This window comes from Sinorhizobium sp. FG01 (assembly GCF_002531875.1).
In the GTDB taxonomy this organism is placed as follows: domain Bacteria; phylum Pseudomonadota; class Alphaproteobacteria; order Rhizobiales; family Rhizobiaceae; genus Sinorhizobium; species Sinorhizobium fredii_C.
In genome coordinates this window covers 186,130-208,489 of the sequence record NZ_NWTB01000007.1, presented here as the reverse complement: position 1 = coordinate 208,489, position 22,360 = coordinate 186,130, and the positions used below count along the sequence as shown (strand labels likewise).

The window sequence follows — 22,360 nt, the reverse complement described above, 5'->3', positions numbered from 1 at the left end:
GACCATGACAGTGTGCCTGACGAGAGACGAAAAGCAAGCCGGAAGCTGTTGGCAAGGCGGGCAATTCTTGCCCTTGCCGCAATTCAGTCAAATCGCCGCCCCAATTCACCGCAAAACTCCGACCGCTGCCGGACGAGTCGTTGCCACCGTATGTCCGGACAGGTTGTCATGCTGCGGGAGGTTTCCAAACGCAGACATGACCGGTTCGGTCCGGTAACTTCGAACCCTCAGCCCCAGCCCCTCGATGCTGCCGGGCCGAACCATCCCTCCGCCTCGAATTCGGCGCGTGCGCTCGCATCTGCCCCTCATCCGGCTGCCGCCACCTTCTTCCCGCAAGCGGGGGCGAAGGGACGATGCCGCACCCGCTTACGTCCCTACACGAGCAGACAAGGGGCAAACTCCTGACCGGAGCCCTTCGCGTCGCTACAGCTTGCCTTGCGGGCCGGCGAGAAGGGTTGCGGCGCCGATAATCGGGCCCGGCGTTTCCGCATCCTTCATCGATTGCAGCAGGATGGCGCAGCCGCTATTGCCGCGCCCCTCGATCAGCACCGAGGCGGGGAGCGTGAACTGGGCGGGCTTGCCGTCCCACATGCCGATGGTCTGGATATCCTTGACCGCGTGCCAATAGGCGATTTCTTTGCCCTTGTTCTCGCCTCTTTCGACTTTGACCTCCCGGGCCCGGTCGAAATAGACGACGACGACATTCGCCTTGCCCTCACCGGCGCCGACCTTGATGGAGATTTCCTCGCCGCCGATCGTGGCATCGACCGGCACGGCGAGCCCGCCGCCGCCGGCGCTCATCGTCGCCAGCCGGGACTTGACCGCCTGGAGGTCGGAGCCGTTCACGTGATCGCGGCCGTTCAGAACCACCTGTGGCGTGTAGACGCCACTGCGGCCGAGCATGCGGGCATAGGCATACTGCCGCTCGGTGTTTTCCTTGGTGGCAAGCGTGTCGGCCCAGCCGAGATAGTTCCAGTAATCGACGTGATAGGCGAGTGCCACGACCTCGCCCTCGTCGATAAGCGCCTTCAAGGCGGCGTCGGCGGGCGGACAGGACGAACAGCCCTGGCTGGTGAAAAGCTCGACCACACCCTTGAACGCCTTGCCGTCGTCGGCCGCCGCCGTGCCGCTGATGGCACCGAGCAGGCCCATGGTCAGGGCCAGGCGGCGGAGTATTGGCAGCAAGGCGAAAGTCATGGCGTCACTTGTATTTGTCGGGCGGGCGCTTCCATCAGGGGAGTACATTACATACGACGGGCCGGTTTCAACAGAAAGTCACGTTGGAGTGACCTGCGGGCAGGCTGGGGAAAACGTCGACGGACATAAGCGGCGGCAGTTAGCGCAAAAAAAGAGCCGGGGCATCGGCTGATGCCCCGGCCAGATCGTTGAAGCAGAATGCGGACGGCCGGTTCAGGCCGCGAGATCGCGCAGAACCGTCTGCAGGATGCCGCCATTATTGACGTAGGTGACCTCGTCCAGCGTGTCGATACGGCAGATGAGCGGCACTTCCTTCACCGAACCGTCGCCATAGGAGATCTTGGCGACGCGCCTTTCGCGCGGCTGGACATTGGCGAGGTTGTCGATCGTGACGACCTCATCGCCCTTCAGGCCCAGCGAATCCCAGGTAGTGCCCTCTTCGAAGACGAAGGGGATGACGCCCATGCCGACGAGATTCGAGCGGTGGATGCGTTCGAAGGACTGGGCGATCACGGCCTTGACGCCGAGAAGGTTGGTGCCCTTGGCCGCCCAGTCGCGCGAGGAGCCGTTGCCGTATTCGACGCCGGCGAAGATGACGAGCGGAACGCCCTCTTCCTTGTACTGCATGGCCGCATCGTAGATCGACATCTCTTCCTTGGACGGATAGTGGATGGTGTAGCCACCTTCCTTGCCGTTCGGGCCGAGCATGTGGTTGCGGATACGGATATTGGCGAAGGTGCCGCGCATCATCACTTCATGGTTGCCGCGGCGCGTGCCGTACTGGTTGAAGTCGGCAACGGTCACGCCATGGCCGAGCAGGTAGGAGCCTGCCGGTGAGGCGGCCTTGATCGAACCGGCCGGGGAAATGTGGTCGGTGGTGATCTTGTCGCCGAAGAGGCCGAGGACGCGGGCGCCCTTGATGTCGGAAATACCGGCGCCCCTCTTGCCCATGCCCACGAAATAGGGCGGGTTCTGCACATAGGTCGAGGCCTCGTCCCAGGCATAGGTCTGCCCGGCCGGGACCTGGACGGCCTGCCAGTTTTCGTCGCCCTTGAAGACGTCCGCGTATTTGGTCGCGTAAAGTTCGCGGGTCACGTATTTGAAGATGAACTCCTGGATTTCCTGCGAGGTCGGCCAGATATCCTTCAGGTAGACCGGCTTGCCGTCCTTGTCTTCGCCGATCGGCTCCTTGATGAGGTCCTTCTGGACCGTGCCGGCGAGTGCGTAGGCGACCACAAGCGGCGGCGAGGCGAGGTAGTTTGCCTGGACGTCCGGCGAGATGCGGCCTTCAAAGTTGCGGTTGCCGGAAAGAACGCCGGCGGCAATCAGGCCCTTGTCGTTGATCGTCTTCGAGATCGGCGCCGGCAGCGGGCCGGAGTTGCCGATGCAGGTGGTGCACCCGAAGCCGACGAGATTGAAGCCCAGCGCATCGAGGTCCTTCTGCAGGCCGGACTTCGCCAGATATTCACCGACAACCTGCGATCCGGGCGCCAGCGATGTCTTCACCCAAGGCTTGGTCTTCAGGCCCTTGGCGACCGCGTTGCGGGCAAGCAGGCCTGCGGCGATCAGCACCGACGGGTTCGAGGTGTTGGTGCAGGAGGTGATTGCCGCGATCGCGACGTCGCCATGGCCTATGTCGAAATCCGTGCCTTCGACGGCATAGCGGTTCGAAAGCTGACCGGGCTTCTTGTAGTCGTTTTCGAGCGCGACGGCAAAGCCGGAGGCGATGTTTTCAAGCGCGATGCGGCCCTCGGGGCGCTTCGGGCCGGCCATCGACGGCACGACGTCGCCGAGGTCGAGTTCCAGCGTGTCGGTGAAGACGAGGTCCGAACCGTCGCCCTCGCGCCACATCCCTTGAGCCTTGGAATAGGCTTCGACCAGCGCGATGCGCTGTTCCTCACGACCGGACATCGTCAGGTAGTTGATCGTTTCGGCGTCGACCGGGAAGAAGCCGCAGGTGGCGCCGTATTCCGGACCCATGTTGCCGATGGTGGCGCGGTCGGCGAGCGTCATGTTGTCGAGGCCCGGGCCGAAGAATTCGACGAATTTCGAGACGACGCCCTTCTTGCGCAGCATCTGCACGACGGTCAGCACCAGGTCGGTTGCCGTCACGCCTTCCTTGAGCTTGCCGGTGAGTTTGAAGCCGATGACTTCCGGCAGCAGCATCGAGACCGGCTGACCGAGCATCGCTGCTTCCGCTTCGATGCCGCCGACGCCCCAGCCGAGCACGCCGAGGCCGTTGATCATCGTGGTGTGGCTGTCGGTGCCGACGCAGGTATCCGGATAGGCGGTGATTTCGCCGTTCTCTTCGCGGGTCCAGACCGTCTGGCCGAGATATTCCAGATTGACCTGGTGACAGATGCCGGTGCCGGGCGGCACGACGCGGAAGTTCTTGAACGCCTGCTGGCCCCATTTCAGGAAGCGGTAGCGCTCGCCGTTGCGCTGATATTCGAGTTCGACGTTCTTGGCAAAGGCCTGCGGCGTGCCGAATTCATCGACGATGACCGAGTGGTCGATGACGAGGTCGACGGGAACGAGCGGGTTGATCTTCTCCGGGTCGCCGCCGAGAGACACCATGGCGTCGCGCATCGCCGCGAGGTCGACGACGGCCGGGACGCCGGTGAAGTCCTGCATCAGCACGCGCGCCGGACGGTAGGCGATTTCGTTTTCCGCAGTGCCCTTGTCGCTGAGCCATGCGGCGACGTTTTCAATGTCCTTCTTGGTGACCGAGCGGTCGTCCTCGTTGCGCAGCAGGTTTTCCAGCAGCACCTTCATCGAATAGGGAAGCTTGGAGACACCGGCGAGGCCGTTCGCTTCCGCTTTCGGCAGGCTGTAATAGACATAATCCACGCCGTTGACCGTGAGCGTGGAGCGACAATTAAAGCTGTCTAGGGATTTGGACACTGGAAATACCCCGTTCCGTCTGATCGCCAAAAGCTGACGTACGAACGCCCGAGCGCCTGTGAAGCGCGAAATGGGATGCGGGTGCGGCCATTTCCGCTGTCCGTACGTGGAATGTCATTCCATGTTCGGCGCTTGGATGAAATTCACGCCGACCGCTGGCGTGTTGGCCGCCTTATAGATAATTTCTCCAATTCGTGCCAGACCAACCAAGGTCCAATCGGAACTTTTTTTGCTCTGCGAAAAAGAGCGTCAAGGAAAGCTTAAGATCGATGCGCCTGCTGGTTGAGGGTTTGAGTGCGAGGCGAGGCGAAGACTTGATTTTCAACGATATTTCCTTTTCGCTTGCAGCCGCGGAGGCGCTCGTGGTGACGGGGCCGAACGGCTCTGGAAAGTCGACCCTGCTGCGCGTTCTTGCGGGTCTTCTTCGTGCCGAAACGGGGAGGATATCGCTCAAGGACGGACCTGCCGGTTTCGAGCATCCGCACGAGCTCAGCCACTATCTCGGCCACCGCAATGCGATGAAGCGGGAATTGACGGTCGAGGAAAATCTTTCCTTCTGGCAGCGTTTTCTCGGCAATTCGCCGGGCGGCTCCGGCCTCGATCTTGCCGCGGCGGCAGCCGCCGTCGGCCTCGCCGACATTACCCATCTGCCCTTCGGCTATCTTTCCGCCGGGCAGCAGCGGCGGATGGCGATGGCGAAGCTGCTCGTCGCCTATCGACCGATCTGGATTCTCGACGAACCGACCGCCGCACTCGATGCCGGCGCAGACAGGCTCTTTGCCGGGCTGGTCACGAGCCATCTCGAGCGTGGCGGCATCGTCATCGCCGCCACCCACCAGGCGCTGGGGATCGGGCAGTCGAAGACCTTGCAGATGACGGGGTTTTCGCATTGATGTCTCTTTTCTTCCGGGACCTGAAGCTTTCGGTGCGCGCCGGCGGCGGCGCGATGATCGGCGTGCTCTTCTTCATGACCGTCGTGTCGGTGATCCCCTTCGGCGTCGGGCCGGATCTCAATCTGCTTTCCCGCATCGGCCCGGCGATCCTCTGGATTGGCGCGCTGCTCGCCTCGCTTCTCGGCCTGGACCGGCTTTTCCAGGCGGAGCGCGAAGACGGCTCGCTCGATCTCATGCTGATGCACGAGACGCCGCTCATCCTCTCGGTTTTCGTCAAATGCGCCGCCCATTGGGCCGCCACCGGACTGCCGCTGGTCGTCGCCTCGCCCTTTCTCGCCCTGTTCATGAACATGGACGAGCTCGCCATCGGCGCGACAATGCTTACCCTCCTTGCAGGGACGCCGGCGATCACCTTCATCGGGGCGGTCGGCGCGGCCGTCGCTGTCGCCCTGCCGCGCGGCGGGCTGCTCGTCTCGATCCTCGTGCTGCCGCTCGCCATTCCCGTGCTGATCTTCGGGGTGAGCGCCGTCTATGCCGCGGTCGAGGATCCCGCCCCCTTCCTGCCGCCTTTCATGATATTGATGGCGATAACCCTGTTCTTCGCGGTCATCGGACCGGTTGCGGCGGCCGCGGCGCTGCGGCATTCGGCCGACTGACGCAATCGTGATTGACCTGGGTCAATTGCGGAGAAGGTGCTTCCGCGTTAAACAGCCGTCATGAGCGATAACAGCCTGGCCATCCGCAAATTCAGCGATCTCGCCAACCCGACCCGGTTCCTGGCGCTCGCCGATCGCGTACTGGCATGGTTTGCCGCACTCACGGTGCTCGCCTTCGCCGCCGGGCTCTGGCTCTCCTTCACCACCGAGGGCGATTACCAGCAGGGCGAGACGGTGCGCATCATGTATGTGCACGTGCCTTCCGCCTGGCTGTCGATGATGTGCTACACGCTGATGGCGATATCCGCACTCGGCACGCTCGTCTGGCGCCATCCGCTGGCGGATGTCTCGGCCAAGGCGGCCGCACCGATCGGCGCCTGCTTCACCTTCCTGGCGCTCGTCACCGGCTCGCTCTGGGGCAAGCCGATGTGGGGCACCTGGTGGGTTTGGGATGCACGGCTGACCTCGGTCTTCCTGCTCTTCCTTATGTATCTCGGACTGATGGCGCTGAACCGGGCCATGGACGATCCGGCCCGTTCGGCCCGCGTCTCGGCCGTGCTGGTGCTCGTCGGTTTCGTCAATATCCCGATCATAAAATTCTCCGTCGAATGGTGGAACACGCTGCATCAGCCGGCAAGCGTCATGCGCCTCGACGGCCCCACCATCGATCCGGAATTCCTGTGGCCGCTCATAATCATGGCGGTCGGCTTCACGCTCCTGTTCTTCACGCTGCACATCGCCGCAATGCGCAACGAGATCTGGCGCCGCCGGGTGACGTCGCTCCGGCGCCAGGCGGCCCGCAATGCCGGCCGGGAGAACTTGGCGCCATGATGAGCCATGCAGCCTATGTCTTTGCCAGCTATGCCGCCGCCTTCGCGGTCGTTGCGGGCCTCGTCGTCTGGGTTGTCGGCGACGGCCGTGCCCGGCAACGAGAATTGAGGGCACTCGAGGCCGCCGGCATCCGCCGCCGTTCGGCGGAAGCTCCAGCCGGAGAAGCTCGATGACGAGCACGCAGGCGCCGCAGCCGGACGAGCGCAGGCCCGGCCCCTTGCGCTATTTGCTGGCGGCGCTTCCGCTTCTGATCTTCGCGGCGCTGGCGCTGATCTTCTGGAGCCAGTTGAATTCCGGCCGCGACATCAGCGAAATTCCCTCGGCGCTCATCGGCACCAAGGCGCCGAAGCTCGATCTGCCGCCGCTCCAAGGCGCCGTGACGCCCTCAGGCCAGCCGATGCCGGCGCTCACCGATACGGCCGTCAAGGGCAGACTGACGCTCGTCAACGTCTGGGCCTCTTGGTGCGTGCCCTGCCGCCAGGAACATCCGGTCATCCTCGAACTTTCGAAGGACCCCCGGTTGACCGTCGTCGGCATCAACTACAAGGACCGCAACGACAACGCGCTGCGGTTCCTCGGCGAACTCGGCAACCCCTTCTCGGCGGTCGGCATCGATCCGAACGGCAAGGCGGCGATCGACTGGGGCGTCTACGGCATCCCGGAATCCTTCCTCGTCGCCGCCGACGGCACGATCCTCTACAAGCGCGCCGGGCCGTTCGACGAGCGGACTTTGAAGGAAGGATTGATGCCGGCGATCGAGAAGGCGCTTGCCGGATCGTAGGTGGCATTTTAGCTAGCGTTGCCCCCTCATCCGGCCTGCCGGCCACCTTCTCCCCGCGCGCGGGGCGAAGAGACTCGTGGCGCCCACTCATCCTCATCGATCCGCCTGTGGGAAGGTAACGGAAACGCGGCTTCCCCGTTTCAACGCCTTGCGTTGAAGAGGGCGCTCAGCGTTTCCGCGAAGTCCCTTCTCCCCGCCTGCGGGGAGAAGGTCGCGGCAGCGAGTTGAGGGGCAAACCCGGCCGGAAGATCTAACGGGTCTACAGCCCCGCCTGCCACGCCTTCACCGCATCAAGCGGCCAGACAAGCATCAGCACGTTGAGCGTCAGGTTGTCGCGGATCAGCCAGCCGGTAAAGAGTTCGAGGATGATCGCGATCGTGACCGTTACCGCCACCGGCAACCGCGAGGCAATGAGGAAGCCTGCGGCCATGGCGAGCGTGTCCATAGTGGAATTAAGGATGCTGTCGCCGAAATAGTCGAGCGAGATCGTCGCCGAGCGGTAGCGGTTGATCACCATCGGCGTGTTCTCGACGATCTCCCAAGCCGACTCGATGACGGTCGCGAGCAGCAGGCGGGCGCTCAGCGGTTTTCCGCGCAGCAGCAGAAAGCCGAGGCCGTAGAACAGGAAGCCGTGGATGATGTGCGACGGCGTGTACCAGTCGGAAATGTGCTGCGAGTTGCCGCTGGAATTGGCGACGCCCTCCCAGAGTTTCACATAGCCGCATTCGCAGATCCACAGCCGCCCCATCAGATGCTGCATCAGGATCTGGATGACGACGACGCCGAGGCAGGCGATCAGCCAAATCCAGGTGCTGCGTTGTCTGTTGTCGTCCGTACCGGCGGCGATCGTCACTCGGCCCTCTCCTGTTCCAGCGAGTGCTTCATGATCAGCGGCATCTGGGCAAGGGTGAAGAGAATGGTAATCGGCATCGTCCCCCAGACCTTGAAGGCGACCCAGAAATCGGTCGAGAAGGAGCGCCAGACGATCTCGTTCAACACCGCGAGGAACAGGAAGAACACGCCCCAGCGGATCGTCAGCTTCCGCCAGCCGTCCTCATCGAGCTTGAAGGCGGCATGGAATACATAGCCGAGTAGCGACTTGCCGAACAGGAGCCCACCGAGCAGGATCGCGCCGAACAGCGTGTTGACGATGGTCGGCTTCATCTTGATGAAGGTATCGTTCTGCAGCCACAGCGTCAGCGCCCCGAAGACGAAGACGACGATGCCGGAGACGAGCGGCATCATCGGCAGGGTTCGCGTCATGATCCAGGAGACGGCGAGCGCCGCGGCCGTCGCCGCCATGAAAAGGCCGGTGGCGATGAAGATCGGACCGCCGAGTTCGGCGAGCACCGGAAAGCGCCCAGCCAGCCAGTCGCCGCGCGAATTGGCGAAGAAGAACACCATCAGCGGCCCGAGCTCCAGTACGAGCTTCAGGAGCGGGCTTACCTCCGTCCGGGGCTTCTCTGCCTCGATTGTCGACATGTGCGGATCCTGTTCTGTCATACCACTTGCTGGAACGGGACGCGGGCGGAAAACCGCTTTCCTCGTCCCGCTCTCTGGCCGCTCATAACACCAGCATTGCGGCAAAACCATATCAACCGGCGTTGCCACCGCAAGCCTCGCGTTTCTTGATCAGCCGGCGGCGACGCCGGCGATCGCCTCGGCAAAATCCTTCGCCTCGAAGGGTTCGAGATCGTCGACACCCTCGCCGACGCCGATGAAATAGACCGGCAGCTTGTGCTTGGCGGAGATCGCCACCAGGATGCCGCCGCGCGCCGTGCCGTCGAGCTTGGTCATGATCAGCCCGCTGACGCCCGCGACATTGCGGAAGATCTCCACCTGCTGCAGTGCATTCTGCCCGGTCGTCGCATCGAGCGTCTGCAGCACCGTGTGCGGCGCATCCGGATCGAGCTTGCCGAGGACGCGGACGATCTTTTCGAGCTCGGCCATCAGCTCGGCCTTGTTCTGCAGCCGCCCGGCCGTGTCGATGATCAGCACGTCCGATTTCTTCTCGCGGGCGAGCTGGTAGGCCTCATAGGCAAGGCCCGCGGCGTCGGCGCCGAGCTTGGAGGCGACGATGTCGGACTTCGTCCGCTCCGCCCAGATCTTCAGCTGCTCGATCGCCGCGGCGCGGAAGGTGTCGCCGGCTGCGAGCATCACCTTCAGCCCGGCGCCGGAAAGTTTTGCGGCAAGCTTGCCGATCGTCGTCGTCTTGCCGGTGCCGTTGACGCCGACGACGAGGATCACATGCGGCTTGTGGCTGAGATCGAGTTCTAGCGGCTTGGCGACCGGGGCGAGCACCTTGGTGATCTCGCCGGCCATGATGCGCGAGACGTCCTCGCCGGTCACGTCCTTGCCGTAGCGCTCCGAGGAGAGTGCGTCGGTGATCCGCATCGCCGTCTCGACGCCGAGGTCCGCCTGGATCAACAGATCTTCCAATTCCTGCAGCGTCGCCTCGTCGAGCTTGCGCTTTGTGAAGAGGCTGGCGATCTGGCCGGTGAGCTGCGACGATGTGCGGGCGAGGCCGCGGCGCAGCCGCTGATACCAGGAAAGCTTCGGCTGGGCGGCGGGCACTGCTTCCTGAGGGCGTTTGTCGGCGGCGGCAAAGCCCTTGGGGAGGCTCGGGGCGGCTTCGTCGCGAAGCGCGGCCTGGTCTGCGGAAGGGGCACCCCCCTCTGCCCTGCCGGGCATCTCCCCAACAAGGGGGGAGATTGGATGGGGCGCGCCCTCGCCGTCTATCGCAACGCTTTCGTCAACTTCTTCGCTACGGGTACCAACCTCATCCGGGGCGGGCTCGGCTGTCGGCGCAATTTCGCCTGCACCACCGGCCTCTGCCTCCTCGACGACGGTTCGGCTGTTGTCGGCGGCTGCCTCGATCTCCCCCTGATCTCCCCCCTTGTGGGGGAGATGTCCCGAAGGGACAGAGGGGGGTATCGCGGCTTCACCGGCAAACGGAGCGTCTTCGGAAGGAGCTTCACCCCCCTCTGCCCTGCCGGGCATCTCCCTCACAAGGGGGAAGATTGGATGGGGCACGCTCTCGCCTTCGATGACGAGGTCTTTCTCGGACCTTGCCTCTTCATGACCGGTCTCAATCTCGGGGGCACGTTCGGCAGATGGCGCAATCTCGTCCGCACCAGACTTCGCCTCCTCGATGGCAGTCCGATCATCCTCGGCGCTCGCCGCAGGGACAGAGGGCGTACCAGCGGCCTCATCGGCAACCGGCGCTACCGGCGCCTCCTGCGGCGGCAGCGGTTTCTCTTCGACGGTATCCTTGCCGAAGGAGAAGATCTTCTTGATGAAACCAATCGCCATGGGAATGTCCGGATATCAGGCCGCAGCCATCTGTTCTCTGTGCATCGTCAGATGCTTGCCGTTGTGGCCGGTGATTGCGACCGTAGCGAGCGAGCGCGGCTCGAGGCCGGCCGCATCGACGAGGGTAAAATTCTCCGTATGCGCCAGCCCGTTCATCTCGACGAGGATCGTCTGGTCGCTGCCGATCATGCGGTCGAGATGGGCCGCGTAGAGCTCTGCTCCTTTGACGCGCAGCCGCGCGGCCCGTTCTTTGACGAGCGCCCGGTCGAGCTGCGGCATGCGGGCCGCCGGGGTGCCCGGACGGGGGCTATAGGGGAAAACGTGGAGATGGGCGATGCGGCACTCCTCGGCAAGCCGCGCGGCGTTCTCAAACATCTCTTCGGTCTCTGTCGGAAAACCGGCGATCATGTCGGCGCCGAAGCTGATCTCGGGCCGCAAACGCCGAACCTCGGCGCAGAAGGCGCGGGCATCGGCGCTCGAATGGCGTCGCTTCATGCGCTTCAGGATCAGATCGTCGCCATGCTGCAGCGACAGATGCAGATGCGGCATGAAGCGCGGCTCGTCCGCGATGAGGTCGAGGAGATGCCTGTCCGCCTCGATGCTGTCGATCGACGAGAGCCTGAGGCGGAGAATTTCCGGCACCTGCTTCAAAAGCGTCCTGGCGAGCAGCCCAAGCGTCGGCGTTCCGGGCAGATCGGCGCCGTAGCTCGTCGCGTCGACACCGGTCAAGACGATCTCGCAATAGCCGCCTTCGACGAGCCGGCGCGCCTGTTCGACGACCGCGCCCATCGGCACGGAGCGGGAATTGCCGCGGCCATAGGGGATGATGCAGAAGGTGCAGCGGTGATCGCAGCCGTTCTGCACCTGGATGAAGGCGCGCACGTGGCCGTCGATGTGCTTGACCATCTGCGGCGCCGTGGAGCGCACGCTCATGATGTCGTTGACGCGCAGCTTTTCCTCGGCCGAAACGCCGAAATCCGGCAGCGCCCGATAGGAGGCGCTTTTGAGCTTCTCCTCGTTGCCGAGAACCGCATCGACCTCGGCCATCTCGGCGAAGGTTTCCTTCTCGGTCTGGGCGGCGCAGCCGGTGACGACGATGCGGGCATGCGGATTGTCGCGCCGGGCGCGGCGGATCGCCTGGCGCGCCTGGCGCACGGCCTCGGCCGTGACCGCGCAGGTATTGACGAGGATGGCGTTGTTCAGCCCCGCCTTCTCGGCCTCCGCCCGCATCACTTCCGATTCATAAGTGTTGAGGCGGCAGCCAAAGGTTATGACCTCGACGCCGCTCAAAGCGCTCGCGCTCCGTTTGCGCCGCTCGCCGCATCACGCTCAAAAGCACCGGTGGCGGGATCGAGCCTGCCCGACCATTCCCATTCGGCCGGCCCCGTCATGATCACGTGGTCGTCGCGCTCGCGCCATTCGATCTTAAGCGGCCCGCCCGGAACGTTCACCGTCACGGTCCGATCCGTGCGGCCGGTTCTGGCGCCGCTGACCGCGGCGGCGCAGGCGGCGGAACCGCAGGCGAGCGTCAGCCCCGCGCCCCGCTCCCACGTCCTGAGGTCCATCTCCTCACGTGAACGGACACGGGCGATCGATATATTGGCGCGTTCGGGAAAGATCGGGTGATTTTCGAGCAGCGGCCCGAAGCGCTCGAGCTCGTAGCTCCAGACGTCGTTCTCCACCCAGAAGATCGCATGCGGATTGCCCATCGAAGCGACCGAGGGCGAATGCAGCACCGGATCGTCGATCGGCCCGATCTGCAGCTCGATCCGCCGTGTATCGTGGAATTCCTCGGCGAGCGGGATCTCGCTCCAGCCGAAGCGCGGGGCTCCCATATCGACCGAGATCAAGCCGCCGTCATGCTCCTTGGCCTCGAGCAGGCCGGCGACCGTATGGAACAGGAACGCCTTCTTGCCTGTCTCGGCGGAGAGCGCCTGGACGACGCAGCGGGTGCCGTTGCCGCAAGCCTGCGCCATCGAGCCGTCGGAATTGACGATGTCGATCCAGGCGTCCGTGCCGGCGGCCCTCGGATCGTGGATCGCCATGATCTGGTCGAATTCGGTCGCCGGATCGGCATTGAGCGCGATCGCCGCCTCGGGCGTGACGCGATCCCTGCGGCCGCGCATGTCGACGACCAGGATCTTGTTTCCAAGCCCGTTCATCCTGGCAAATTGCACCTGATCGGCCATGTCGCGATTGTCCAAGCTCGGCCCCCGACCCCGGGCGCCCTTCATTTGGGCTGTATATGGCGGAAAAGGCCGGAAATTACCAGTGGCGCATTATTCCGCCGAGGCGGGAACGTCGAAGACTTCGCCAGGCCGCAGCGGCCGGAAGCGGCGTGGCTCGACGCCGGCCCTGGCAAGCGCGGCCTCCAGGGCCCTCAACGGCTCTTCGATGCCCTCATCCGTCAAACGGAACGTGCCCCAATGATGACCCGCCACGTGCTCTGCGCCGCAGGCGATCATGCCCATGACCGCTTCTTCCGGATTCTGGTGGTGGCTTTCCATGAACCAGCGCGGCTCGTAGCAGCCGAAGGGAAGGTTGGCGAGGCGGAAGGAGCCGTGCTTGTCGCGGGCGGCGCGATAGTTGATGCCGCCGTGGAAGCCGGTATCGCCGACATGATAGATCTTGCCAACCGGAGTCTCGATGACGAAGGCGGACCAGAGCGCCATCCGCCTGTCGCGCATGCCGCGGGCCGACCAATGATGGCAGGGTTCCGCATGGACGACGACGCCGTCGTCGATCTCGATCCGCTCGCCCCAATCGAGAACCGCGAGCTCCGCATCCGGAACGGCGCGGCGGATGATCGTGTCGTTGCCGAGCGGCGTTGCGATCAGCGGCGCGTGCTCGGCATGCAGCGTGCCGAGTGTTTCTACATCGAGATGGTCGTAGTGATTGTGGGTGACCAGCACGACGTCGATCGGCGGCAGGTCGTCCATGCGAATGCCCGGTGCGTTATGGCGATGCGGCCCGGCAAAGGCGAAGGGGCTGGCACGATGGGACCAGACCGGATCGGTCAGTATGTTCAGGCCGGCCACCTGGATCAGGAGCGTCGCGTGCCCGATCATCGTCACCCGCAGCCGGTCGCCGTCGACATTGAGCTCAGGCCGGACTTCGATGAAGGGGCTGTCGTAGTGTTTCGGCCAGCGCACGCGCTTGCCGCGCAGCTGCCAGCGCAACAGGTCGGCGAAGCCGCGCGGCGCCATTCCCCCGGGATTGTAGAAACGAATGCCGTCGAAATGATCCGAAACGGGTCCCCTGTAGTAGCGGTTGCCGCCTGTGCCCATTGCCGTCCCAAGCTGTCGATTACATCGATGCCGAAAAGATAGGCGCTCCGGCGCTCGATCACAGTGTGAACGCCAAATCCGTTAATAATTTCTTGTGAATGGCAACTCGATTGCTACCATACCATCATGCTTGCCCGATTCGACAGACTGGAACGGCTCTACAAGGCGATCAAGCTTGTCCGGCCCGTGCATCTCAACGTCAGCAGAACAGTCGAGAACATGCTCGAGGGTGCGGGAATCAGTGTTGCCGAGCGCTCCGTGCTGGAACTCCTCTGCGAGGAGCCGCTGACCGTGCCGGAGGCAGCCAGGCGGCTGTCGATGAAGCGGCAGTTCGTGCAGCGCGTCGCCGCCGGCCTGATCGGCAAAAGGTTGATCGAGAAAAGGCCCAATCCGGAACACCGGCGGGCCTATTTCTGCGCGCCGAGCCCGGCCGGCAGGGATCTCTTCAACGCCGTCCATCGGCGCGAACTCGAAATGCTGCATGCGGTCCTCGGCGATATCAATCAGACCGAGGTAGTCGTGGCGCTCAGAGTCATGGCACGGATCGACGCCGCCTTCGAGGCGCTCGCCCGACGGTGAGCGAAGGAACTTGACGCCGCTCTTCCTCTTCGCGCAAGGTTCTCCCGTAACTTGACTTTTCGGTCGCTTTGCTGTTTATCGCGGCAAATTCCTTCGCAAGTGATGACTTCGAAGCCGCCGACCGGGCCCCGCAAAGGTATAAAGAGAGCCCGGAGGTCAACACCCGACAGCGCGTTGCGCCCTCGGGTGGTTTTTGGCTTTGCGCCTTGTTTTCCGCGCGAGGGTACCCAAGTTTTCGGGAGCCTGAAGCGAACCGGAAACCAGAAGGAAGAGAGAATGTTCGAGAGCCTCCAGGACCGTCTTGGTTCCATATTGAATGGACTGACCGGCCGCGGCGCCCTGTCGGAAGCGGACGTTTCCGCGGCGCTTCGGGAGGTTCGCCGTGCGCTACTCGAAGCCGACGTCGCGCTCGATGTCGTGCGGTCCTTCACCGAGAAGGTTCGCGAGAAGGCGGTCGGCGCCGAAATCCTGAAATCGATCAAGCCCGGCCAGATGGTCGTCAAGATCGTCCATGACGAGCTTGTTGCCATGCTCGGCTCCGAGGGCGTGACGATCGACCTCAATGCGCCGGCCCCGGTCGTCGTCATGATGGTCGGCCTGCAGGGCTCCGGCAAGACGACGACCACCGGCAAGATCGCCAAGCGGCTGACGGCGCGCGACAAGAAGAAGGTCCTGATGGCCTCGCTCGATACCCGTCGTCCGGCCGCCCAGGAGCAGTTGCGCCAACTCGGCGTGCAGACCGGCGTCGACACGCTGCCGATCATCGCCGGCCAGTCGCCGACCGATATCGCCGCCCGCGCCGTTCAGGCGGCGAAGCTCGGCGGCCACGACATCGTCATCCTCGACACCGCCGGCCGCACCCATATCGACGAGCCGCTGATGATCGAGATGGCGGAGATCAAGCGGAAGTCCAATCCGCATGAGATCCTGCTCGTCGCCGATGCGCTGACCGGCCAGGACGCCGTCAACCTCGCCCGCAACTTCGACGATCGCGTTGGCATCACCGGCCTGGTGCTGACCCGCATGGACGGCGACGGCCGCGGCGGTGCGGCGCTGTCGATGCGTGCGGTCACCGGCAAGCCGATCAAGCTGATCGGCGTCGGCGAGAAGATGGACGAGCTCGAGGAGTTTCACCCGCGCCGCGTTGCCGACCGCATCCTCGGCATGGGCGACATCATCTCGCTGGTCGAAAAGGCGGCGGAAAACATCGACGCCGAAAAGGCGGCCGCCATGGCCGCCAAGATGGCCAAGGGCAAATTCGACCTCAACGACCTCGCCGACCAGCTGCGCCAGATGCAGAAGATGGGCGGCATGGGCGGCATCATGGGATTGATGCCCGGCATGGCCGGCATGAAGGACAAGATGGCCGCTGCCGGCCTCGACGACAGTCTCTTCAAGCGTCAGCTCGCCATCATCTCCTCGATGACCAAGGCCGAGCGCGCCAATCCGGATCTGCTCAAGCATTCGCGCAAGAAGCGCATCGCCAGCGGCTCGGGAACCGACGCCGCCGACATCAACAAGCTTCTGAAGATGCACCGCCAGATGGCGGACATGATGAAGATGATGGGCGGCAAGGGGAAAGGCGGCATGATGAAGCAGATGATGGGCGGCCTTGCCAACAAGATGGGCCTTGGCGGCTTGGGCGGCGGCATGCCGGATCTTTCGAAGATGGATCCGAAACAGCTGGAAGCGCTGCAGAAGCAGGCGGAGGCCGCCGGCCTCGGCAAGTCGGGTGCCGGAATGCCGAGCCTCGGTGGCGGTTTGCCGGGCCTGGGTGGCGGCAAGCTGCCCGGTCTCGGCGGATTCCCCGGCCTTCCCGGTTTACCTAAGAAGAAGTGAGGATCGCGACGAATGCTTGATCCCGAGATCAAAGAGGAATTGGCGGGCTACCGGCAATCGATCGACAATATCGATGCCGCGCTCGTCCACATGCTGGCCGAACGGTTCCGCTGCACCAAGGCGGTCGGCGTTCTCAAAGCCAAGCACAAGCTGCCGCCGGCCGATCCGGCGCGCGAAGAATACCAGATTGAACGCCTTCGCCACTTGGCCAAGGATGCCAATCTGGACCCGGATTTCGCCGAGAAGTTCCTGAACTTCATCATCAAGGAAGTCATCCGGCATCATGAAGCCATCGCCGCCGATCGCTCGCAGCCCGCGGGCAGCGCCGGCACCACCCGTTCCGCTTGAACGAAGCGGTCAAGAAAGCCTGCAAGGAGTAACTGAAATGGCACTGAAAATTCGTCTCGCCCGCGGCGGTTCCAAGAAGCGCCCCTATTACCAGATCGTCGTTGCCGACGCGCGCAGCCCGCGTGACGGCCGCTTCCTCGAAAAGATCGGCTCCTGGAACCCGATGCTCGGCAAGGACGACGAAAAGCGCGTCGAGCTGAACGCCGAGCGCGTCAGCCACTGGATCGCCCAGGGCGCCCAGCCGACCGACCGCGTCCTGCGCTTCCTCGACCAGGCAGGCCTTGCCAAGCGCCCGGCCCGCAACAACCCGACCAAGGCACTGCCGGGCAAGAAGGCACAGGAGCGTGCCGCCGAAGCCAAGCAGAAGGCCGAGGATGCCGCCGCTGCCGCTGCGGAAACAGCCGCGGAATAATAACCGTCAGGACGGTGTTAGCAGACGGGCGGCATTTTCATGCCGCCCGTTTTGCTTTATGTGCACGTTCGAACAATTGGAGCGGGCAAAGAATTGGAGCGGTGGCAAGAACCCCTCCTGCCTGGATGCCGAAAATGACCAAGCTCGAGAACCCTGTCCTGATGGCGACGATCGGCGCGGCGCAAGGCCTGCGCGGCGAAGTGCGGGTAAAGTCCTTTACGGAAGATCCGACGGCGCTCGGCGACTACGGCAATCTGCACAGCGAGGACGGCCGCGTCTTCGAGGTGCTGGAAATCCGTGAAGCGAAGAACGTGGTCATCGTCCGCTTCCGCGGCATCAACGACCGAACCGCGGCGGAAGCGTTGAACGGCCTCGAACTCTTCATCGAACGCGACAACCTCCCCGACGACGACCTCGACGAGGATGAGTTTTTCTATGCCGATCTCGAAGGCCTGGAAGCGATCGACGGCACTGGCAAGAGCTACGGCTCGGTGACCGGCGTCTTCGACTTCGGCGCCGGGGACCTGCTGGAGCTCAAGGGACCCGGCCGCCGGCCGGTGCTGATCCCGTTCACCGAATGGTCGGTGCTGGAGATCGATCTCGAGGCCGGCAAGCTGCTGGTCGATCCGGTCGCCGCCGGGCTCGTCGATGACAAGGACGAGAGCCTCGACAAGCAATTCCCGACGAAGCGCAAGTGAGCCGCCGGCGATGTCCTTTCGCGCCACGGTCCTGACGCTGTATCCGGAGATGTTTCCGGGGCATCTCGGCGTGTCGCTCGCCGGCAAGGCGCTGGAGCGCGGCCAATGGTCGATCGAGGCGGTGCAGATCCGCGATTTCGCCGAGAACAAGCACCGCACCGTCGACGACACGCCGGCCGGGGGCGGCGCCGGCATGGTGTTGAAGCCGGATGTTCTTGCCCGCGCCATCGACCACGTCGCGGCGGATGACGACCGGCCGCGCGTGCTGATGAGCCCGCGCGGCCGACCGTTGACGCAGGCGCGCGTTCGCGAGCTTGCCGCCGGTCCCGGCGCCGTCATCGTCTGCGGCCGCTTCGAGGGCGTCGACCAGCGGGTCATCGACACGCGCCATCTCGAAGAAGTGTCGATCGGCGACTATATCCTGTCCGGCGGCGAGCCGGCGGCGCTGGTGCTGCTCGATGCGGTCGTGCGCGTCCTGCCCGGGGTGATGGGCAATGAACTCTCCGGCGTGCACGAAAGCTTCGAGGGCGGGCTGCTCGAGCACCCGCAATATACCCGGCCGCAGGTCTTCGAAGGCCACGAGATTCCGGCGGTGCTGACATCAGGAAATCACGGCGCCGTCGCCAAATGGCGCGCGGCCGAGGCGCGGCGGCTGACGGCGGAACGCCGCCCCGATCTGCTGGCGCGTGCCTTCGAGAGTGATCCGCCTCAGCCCGTGAAGAAATAATAAGCGGCGAGCAGCAGGCCGACGGCGACGACGATGGCGCGGATGACCGCCTGCGGAACGCGCCGGGCGGCCCAGACGCCGGAATAGCCGCCGAGGGCGGCACCCGGCACCATGATCACCGCATGGAGCCAGGAAACGACGCCGCCTGCGGCGAACACCAGGATGGCGATCAGCGCAATGACGATCGAGATGAAATTCTTCAGCGCATTCAGCCGGTGATAGCTGCCGCCGGTCGCAAGCCCGAGCACCGCAAGCATCATGATGCCCATGCCGGCCCCGAAGAAGCCGCCATAGACGGATGTCGCCATCTGGCTCGCCACACCGAACGGCCCGATTCGGTGCTCGTCGCTGCGGGCCTTCGGCTTCAGGAGAGGGCCCGCCGCAAAGATCGCCGTCGCGGCGATCAGCAGCCAGGGCACCATCGCGCGGAACGACGGGTTGGAGAGCGACAGCAGGAGAAGCGCGCCCGCGAGCCCCCCGACCGCCGATATCACCCCGAGGAGGACGGCATTCCTGCGGTCGGCGCGGATCTCCTTGGCATAGGCGAGCGCCGAGGTGACGTAGCCCGGAAACTGCACGATCGAGGAGGTGGCATTGGCGACGATCGGCGGCAGGCCGCTAAGCGTCATCGCGCCGAAGGTCAGAAACGTGCCGCCGCCGGCAATCGCATTGACGGCACCGGACAGGAAGCCCGCAACAAAAAGCAACAGCGCCTGGAATATCGTCATGGCCGTCCTCGTAAAGCCCGCGACCCGGGATAGCGGCTGGAACAATCGGCCGCAAGTCCGCTCACGGATCGCGGTCTGACCTCAGCCCTCCAGTTCCTCACGCAGCATTTCGAGCTGCAGCCATTCCTCCTCCATGCGCGCCAGCTTCTCCTTCAGCTTTTCGAGCTCGGCGGCGAGCTTGGCGAAGCCTTCCGGATCGCGGGAAAAGAGCGCCGGATCGTGCATCTTCTCTTCGCGTTTGGCGATTTCGGCCTCGGTGCTGGCGATCTCCTTCGGCAGGTTCTCCAGCGCGAATTTCTGCTTGTAGGAGAGCTTGCCCTTGGCCTTCTGCGGTTCGACCGCTTCGGCTGCCGTTTCGCTCGGCTTGGTCTTCTCGGCCTTTTCGGCCCGGCGCCGCTCCTCGATCGCGCCACGGCGCTGCGCCATCATGTCGGAATAGCCGCCGGCATATTCGATCCAGCGGCCGTCCGGCGCCTCCGGATTGGCCGGCGCGATGGTCGAGGTCACGGTGCGGTCGAGGAAATCGCGGTCGTGGCTGACGAGGATCACCGTTCCGGCGAAGCCGGCGACGATTTCCTGCAGCAGGTCGAGCGTCTCGATGTCGAAATCGTTGGTCGGCTCGTCGAGGATCAGCAGGTTGGTGGCGCTCGCCAGGATGCGGGCGAGGATCAGCCGCGCCCTCTCGCCGCCGGAAAGTTCGCTGATCGGCGTGCGCGCCTGTTCCGGCTGGAAGAGGAATTCCTTCATGTAGCCGGTGACGTGGCGCTGCTCGCCGTTGACGAGAAGCGTCTCGCCGCGTCCGTCGGTCAGGTAGTGCGCCAGCGTCTCGTCGAAGTTCAGATCCTCGCGCTTCTGGTCGAGCGTCGCCATCTCCAGATTGGTCCCGAGCTTTACCCTGCCGGAATCCGGCTCGATCTGTCCGGTCAGGAGCTTCAGCAGCGTCGTCTTGCCGGCGCCGTTCGGGCCGACCAGGCCGATGCGGTCGCCGCGATGGACGCGGATCGAAAAGGGCGCGACGATCGTGCGCTCGCCATAGGCCTTGGTGATCTTGTCCGCCTCGATGACCAGCTTGCCGGATTCCCTGGCATCGGCGACGGTCGCCTGGATCGTCCCCTGCGGCCCCTTGTGGCCGCGGTGGCGCGCCCGCATGTCCTGCAGCTCGCCCAGGCGGCGCATGTTGCGCTTGCGCCGCGCCGTGACGCCGTAGCGCAGCCAGTGCTCCTCGCGCTCGATCGCCTTGCCGAGCTTGTGCTGTTCGAGCTCCTCCGCCTCCAGTACCTCGTCGCGCCAGGCTTCGAAATGGGCGAAGCCGCGGTCGAGCCGGCGCGACTGGCCGCGATCGAGCCAGACGGTGGCGGTCGAGACTTTTTCGAGAAAGCGCCGGTCGTGCGAGATCAAGACGAGTGCCGAGCGGCTGCGGCTGAGCTCGTCTTCGAGCCACTCGATCGTCGGCAGGTCGAGATGGTTGGTCGGCTCGTCGAGAAGCAGGATATCGGGCTCCGGCGCGAGCACACGGGCAAGCGCGGCGCGCCGCGCCTCGCCGCCGGAGAGGCGCTTCGGGTCTTCGTCGCCGGTCAGCCCCAGATGCTGCAACAGGTAAGTGACGCGGTAGTGATCGTCGCCGGGTCCCAGCCCCGCCTCCGCATAGGCCTGCACCGTATCGAAGCCGTCGAAATCCGGCGCCTGGTGCAGATAGCGGATTGTCACCGACGGGTGCCGGAAAACCTCTCCGGACTGCGCCTCGGCGAGGCCCGCGGCGATCTTCATCAGCGTCGACTTGCCGGATCCGTTTCGGCCGACGAGGCAGATGCGGTCGCCGGGCTCGACCTGCAGATTGGCGCCGGCGAGAAGCGGCGTGCCGCCGAAGGTCAGGAAGATGTCGTCAAGCTTGAGGATGGGGGGCGCCAAGGCGTCAGGCTCCGGAAAGATCGTAGGGGCGGGCGAGGACCACGGCCCGGCCGGATTTCAGGAAGAAGCGGACCGGACCTTCCGCGACGTTGGAAATGGTCCGGGACGATCCGAAGGAAAGCGCGAAGCCGTCGAGCGGATAGCGGACGTTTTCGATCGACAGTCCGGAAAGCTCGGTGAATCCGAGGACCGAAAACAGGCTGCCCTTCGGCAGGTCGATCTCACGGGTGCCCGGCATCAGCGGATAGGCCTCCTCCTCGCCCGAGGTCATGAACGCATCGTGGCCCTCTTCCGCAAGCGCCGCGAGTTGCAAGAGATGCAGGAAGGCATGGTCGCTGCGGGTGCCGCCGAGCGCGCCGGCGAAGATCAGCGTGGTCGCACCGCGCGCAAGCGCGGCCTCGACCGCGATCTCGCCATCGGTGGCGTTCTTGGCGGCGGGATAGTTTTCCCGCGGGACTTGGGCGAATGCCGCCAGCAGCGTTTCGTCGGTCGAATCGAAATCGCCGACCCAGAGATCCGGGACGATGCCGAGGGTCTTCGCGTGGCGCATGCCGCCGTCCGCCGCGATGAACCGGCTGCCGGAAAGCTGCGCCGTCAGCCGCTCCGTCAAGCTGAGCGCGCCGCCGAGAAGAATGGTGAAGGTCGATCGGGTCATGGCAGAAGCCCATAGCGCAAAGCGGCAGCGAAGGAAAAGGGTAGAACGCCTCTTCGGGCCGTTTGGCCAACAGGACTGCTTGGATCAACTTCCGCTTTCCTCTGGCAACAGCATGTCGGCATAGAGGCCGGGCGTCGAATCGGGAATCTCCACCGCGCCGACGGCGCGCGAGTAAAATTCGGCCGGGCCGACGCCGCCGATGATCGCATAGGCATAGCCGGCGGCGCGCATGGCGGAGAGGCTCTCGAAGAGCAAAGCCTCGCCGATGCCGCGGCCGCGCAATGTTTTGTCGACGCCCGTCGGACCGAAGAAGCCGAGCGCCGTCACGTCATGGCAGGCAAAGCCGGCAAGCTCGCCCTTGCAGAGCGCGAGATGGATCCGCGTCGGCGTCGAGGAGAAGGCCGCTTCCGCCTCGCCCGCCCAAAGGGTGCCGAAGCGCTCCTCGATCCAGGAGACGACGATCCTGCGCTCGGGCGCCAGGGCGCGCCGAATGGCAACGTCGGGGCCGAGCCGTGACGCGCGATCCTCGGGCAAAGCATAGAGGCGAACGAGCATATCCGGCATGAAATGGCCTCGCTTGGCGAACAAAACGCCGCCGCCGTTGT

Annotated in this window: 23 protein-coding genes; 11 read left to right on the top strand and 12 right to left on the bottom strand. The window is 64.5% G+C overall.

Going from position 1 to position 22,360, the window contains the following annotated elements; all coding sequences use genetic code 11:
- Positions 1-423 precede the first annotated feature (423 nt).
- Complete coding sequence (locus CO656_RS13295) at positions 424-1,197, bottom strand: thioredoxin family protein (protein WP_097526105.1); 774 nt, start codon at positions 1,195-1,197, stop codon at positions 424-426.
- Positions 1,198-1,410: 213 nt separating this feature from the next.
- Positions 1,411-4,101 (bottom strand): aconitate hydratase AcnA, encoded by a 2,691-nt coding sequence (gene acnA, locus CO656_RS13290; RefSeq protein ID WP_097526104.1) that lies wholly within the window; start codon positions 4,099-4,101, stop codon positions 1,411-1,413.
- Positions 4,102-4,370: 269 nt separating this feature from the next.
- Here acnA and ccmA point away from each other — a divergent pair, with 269 nt between their 5' ends.
- The 5 genes from ccmA to CO656_RS13265 are packed head-to-tail and all read left to right on the top strand — an operon-like array spanning position 4,371 to position 7,262.
- Positions 4,371-4,994, top strand: a complete 624-nt coding sequence (gene ccmA, locus CO656_RS13285) for a heme ABC exporter ATP-binding protein CcmA (RefSeq protein ID WP_037418072.1) — start codon at positions 4,371-4,373, stop codon at positions 4,992-4,994.
- The gene (gene ccmB / locus CO656_RS13280; protein ID WP_097526103.1) at positions 4,991-5,650 is read left to right on the top strand and encodes a heme exporter protein CcmB; all 660 of its coding nucleotides are present in this window, start codon (positions 4,991-4,993) and stop codon (positions 5,648-5,650) included. The genes ccmA and ccmB overlap by 4 nt, the downstream gene beginning before the upstream one ends.
- 60 nt (positions 5,651-5,710) lie before the next feature.
- Positions 5,711-6,481 carry a heme ABC transporter permease gene (locus CO656_RS13275; RefSeq protein ID WP_097526102.1) on the top strand — a complete coding sequence of 257 codons (771 nt, stop codon included), beginning with the start codon at positions 5,711-5,713 and terminating at the stop codon, positions 6,479-6,481.
- On the top strand, positions 6,478-6,654 hold the full coding sequence (ccmD, locus tag CO656_RS13270) for a heme exporter protein CcmD (protein WP_083853990.1): 177 nt from the start codon (positions 6,478-6,480) through the stop codon (positions 6,652-6,654). Before CO656_RS13275 ends, ccmD begins: the two co-directional genes overlap by 4 nt.
- Positions 6,651-7,262, top strand: a complete 612-nt coding sequence (locus CO656_RS13265) for a DsbE family thiol:disulfide interchange protein (RefSeq protein WP_037418080.1) — start codon at positions 6,651-6,653, stop codon at positions 7,260-7,262. Before ccmD ends, CO656_RS13265 begins: the two co-directional genes overlap by 4 nt.
- A gap of 259 nt (positions 7,263-7,521) precedes the next feature.
- Here the strand turns inward: CO656_RS13265 and CO656_RS13260 are convergent, their stop codons facing one another.
- The 6 genes from CO656_RS13260 to CO656_RS13235 form a co-directional block, all read right to left on the bottom strand.
- Positions 7,522-8,115, bottom strand: coding sequence for a DUF2585 domain-containing protein (locus tag CO656_RS13260; RefSeq protein ID WP_097526101.1), 594 nt, complete (start codon positions 8,113-8,115; stop codon positions 7,522-7,524).
- Positions 8,112-8,744 carry a septation protein A gene (locus CO656_RS13255; RefSeq protein WP_037418204.1) on the bottom strand — a complete coding sequence of 211 codons (633 nt, stop codon included), beginning with the start codon at positions 8,742-8,744 and terminating at the stop codon, positions 8,112-8,114. Before CO656_RS13255 ends, CO656_RS13260 begins: the two co-directional genes overlap by 4 nt.
- 150 nt (positions 8,745-8,894) lie before the next feature.
- Positions 8,895-10,574: a signal recognition particle-docking protein FtsY gene (gene ftsY, locus CO656_RS13250; RefSeq protein WP_097526100.1), complete on the bottom strand. Its 1,680-nt coding sequence runs from the start codon at positions 10,572-10,574 to the stop codon at positions 8,895-8,897.
- Between the two features lie 15 nt (positions 10,575-10,589).
- Entirely contained in the window at positions 10,590-11,864 is a 1,275-nt protein-coding gene (gene mtaB, locus CO656_RS13245; protein WP_097526099.1) for a tRNA (N(6)-L-threonylcarbamoyladenosine(37)-C(2))-methylthiotransferase MtaB, read from the bottom strand.
- Complete coding sequence (gene dapF, locus CO656_RS13240) at positions 11,861-12,763, bottom strand: diaminopimelate epimerase (RefSeq protein WP_179864767.1); 903 nt, start codon at positions 12,761-12,763, stop codon at positions 11,861-11,863. The genes mtaB and dapF overlap by 4 nt, the downstream gene beginning before the upstream one ends.
- 90 nt (positions 12,764-12,853) lie before the next feature.
- On the bottom strand, positions 12,854-13,861 hold the full coding sequence (locus CO656_RS13235) for an MBL fold metallo-hydrolase (RefSeq protein WP_097526097.1): 1,008 nt from the start codon (positions 13,859-13,861) through the stop codon (positions 12,854-12,856).
- Positions 13,862-13,987: 126 nt separating this feature from the next.
- On the opposite strand from CO656_RS13235, the gene CO656_RS13230 reads away from it, so the two are divergent.
- The 6 genes from CO656_RS13230 (at position 13,988) to trmD (ending at position 18,464) form a co-directional block, all read left to right on the top strand.
- The gene (locus CO656_RS13230; RefSeq protein ID WP_097526096.1) at positions 13,988-14,440 is read left to right on the top strand and encodes a MarR family transcriptional regulator; all 453 of its coding nucleotides are present in this window, start codon (positions 13,988-13,990) and stop codon (positions 14,438-14,440) included.
- A gap of 276 nt (positions 14,441-14,716) precedes the next feature.
- Positions 14,717-16,279 carry a signal recognition particle protein gene (ffh, locus tag CO656_RS13225; RefSeq protein ID WP_037418094.1) on the top strand — a complete coding sequence of 521 codons (1,563 nt, stop codon included), beginning with the start codon at positions 14,717-14,719 and terminating at the stop codon, positions 16,277-16,279.
- Between the two features lie 12 nt (positions 16,280-16,291).
- On the top strand, positions 16,292-16,627 hold the full coding sequence (locus CO656_RS13220) for a chorismate mutase (RefSeq protein ID WP_037418097.1): 336 nt from the start codon (positions 16,292-16,294) through the stop codon (positions 16,625-16,627).
- A gap of 37 nt (positions 16,628-16,664) precedes the next feature.
- On the top strand, positions 16,665-17,039 hold the full coding sequence (gene rpsP, locus CO656_RS13215; protein ID WP_037418100.1) for a 30S ribosomal protein S16: 375 nt from the start codon (positions 16,665-16,667) through the stop codon (positions 17,037-17,039).
- 134 nt (positions 17,040-17,173) lie between these two features.
- On the top strand, positions 17,174-17,737 hold the full coding sequence (gene rimM / locus CO656_RS13210) for a ribosome maturation factor RimM (RefSeq protein WP_097526214.1): 564 nt from the start codon (positions 17,174-17,176) through the stop codon (positions 17,735-17,737).
- Positions 17,738-17,747: 10 nt separating this feature from the next.
- On the top strand, positions 17,748-18,464 hold the full coding sequence (trmD, locus tag CO656_RS13205) for a tRNA (guanosine(37)-N1)-methyltransferase TrmD (protein WP_097526095.1): 717 nt from the start codon (positions 17,748-17,750) through the stop codon (positions 18,462-18,464).
- Here the strand turns inward: trmD and CO656_RS13200 are convergent.
- The 4 genes from CO656_RS13200 to CO656_RS13185 all read right to left on the bottom strand — a co-directional run bounded on the left by CO656_RS13200 (position 18,446) and on the right by CO656_RS13185 (position 22,319).
- Positions 18,446-19,192, bottom strand: a complete 747-nt coding sequence (locus CO656_RS13200) for a sulfite exporter TauE/SafE family protein (RefSeq protein ID WP_097526094.1) — start codon at positions 19,190-19,192, stop codon at positions 18,446-18,448. The genes trmD and CO656_RS13200 overlap by 19 nt on opposite strands.
- Before the next feature lie 81 nt (positions 19,193-19,273).
- Complete coding sequence (locus CO656_RS13195) at positions 19,274-21,100, bottom strand: ABC-F family ATP-binding cassette domain-containing protein (RefSeq protein ID WP_097526093.1); 1,827 nt, start codon at positions 21,098-21,100, stop codon at positions 19,274-19,276.
- 4 nt (positions 21,101-21,104) lie between these two features.
- Positions 21,105-21,755: a thiamine diphosphokinase gene (locus CO656_RS13190; RefSeq protein ID WP_037418112.1), complete on the bottom strand. Its 651-nt coding sequence runs from the start codon at positions 21,753-21,755 to the stop codon at positions 21,105-21,107.
- Positions 21,756-21,839: 84 nt separating this feature from the next.
- Positions 21,840-22,319, bottom strand: coding sequence for a GNAT family N-acetyltransferase (locus CO656_RS13185; protein WP_097526213.1), 480 nt, complete (start codon positions 22,317-22,319; stop codon positions 21,840-21,842).
- Between the last annotated feature and the right edge of the window lie 41 nt (positions 22,320-22,360).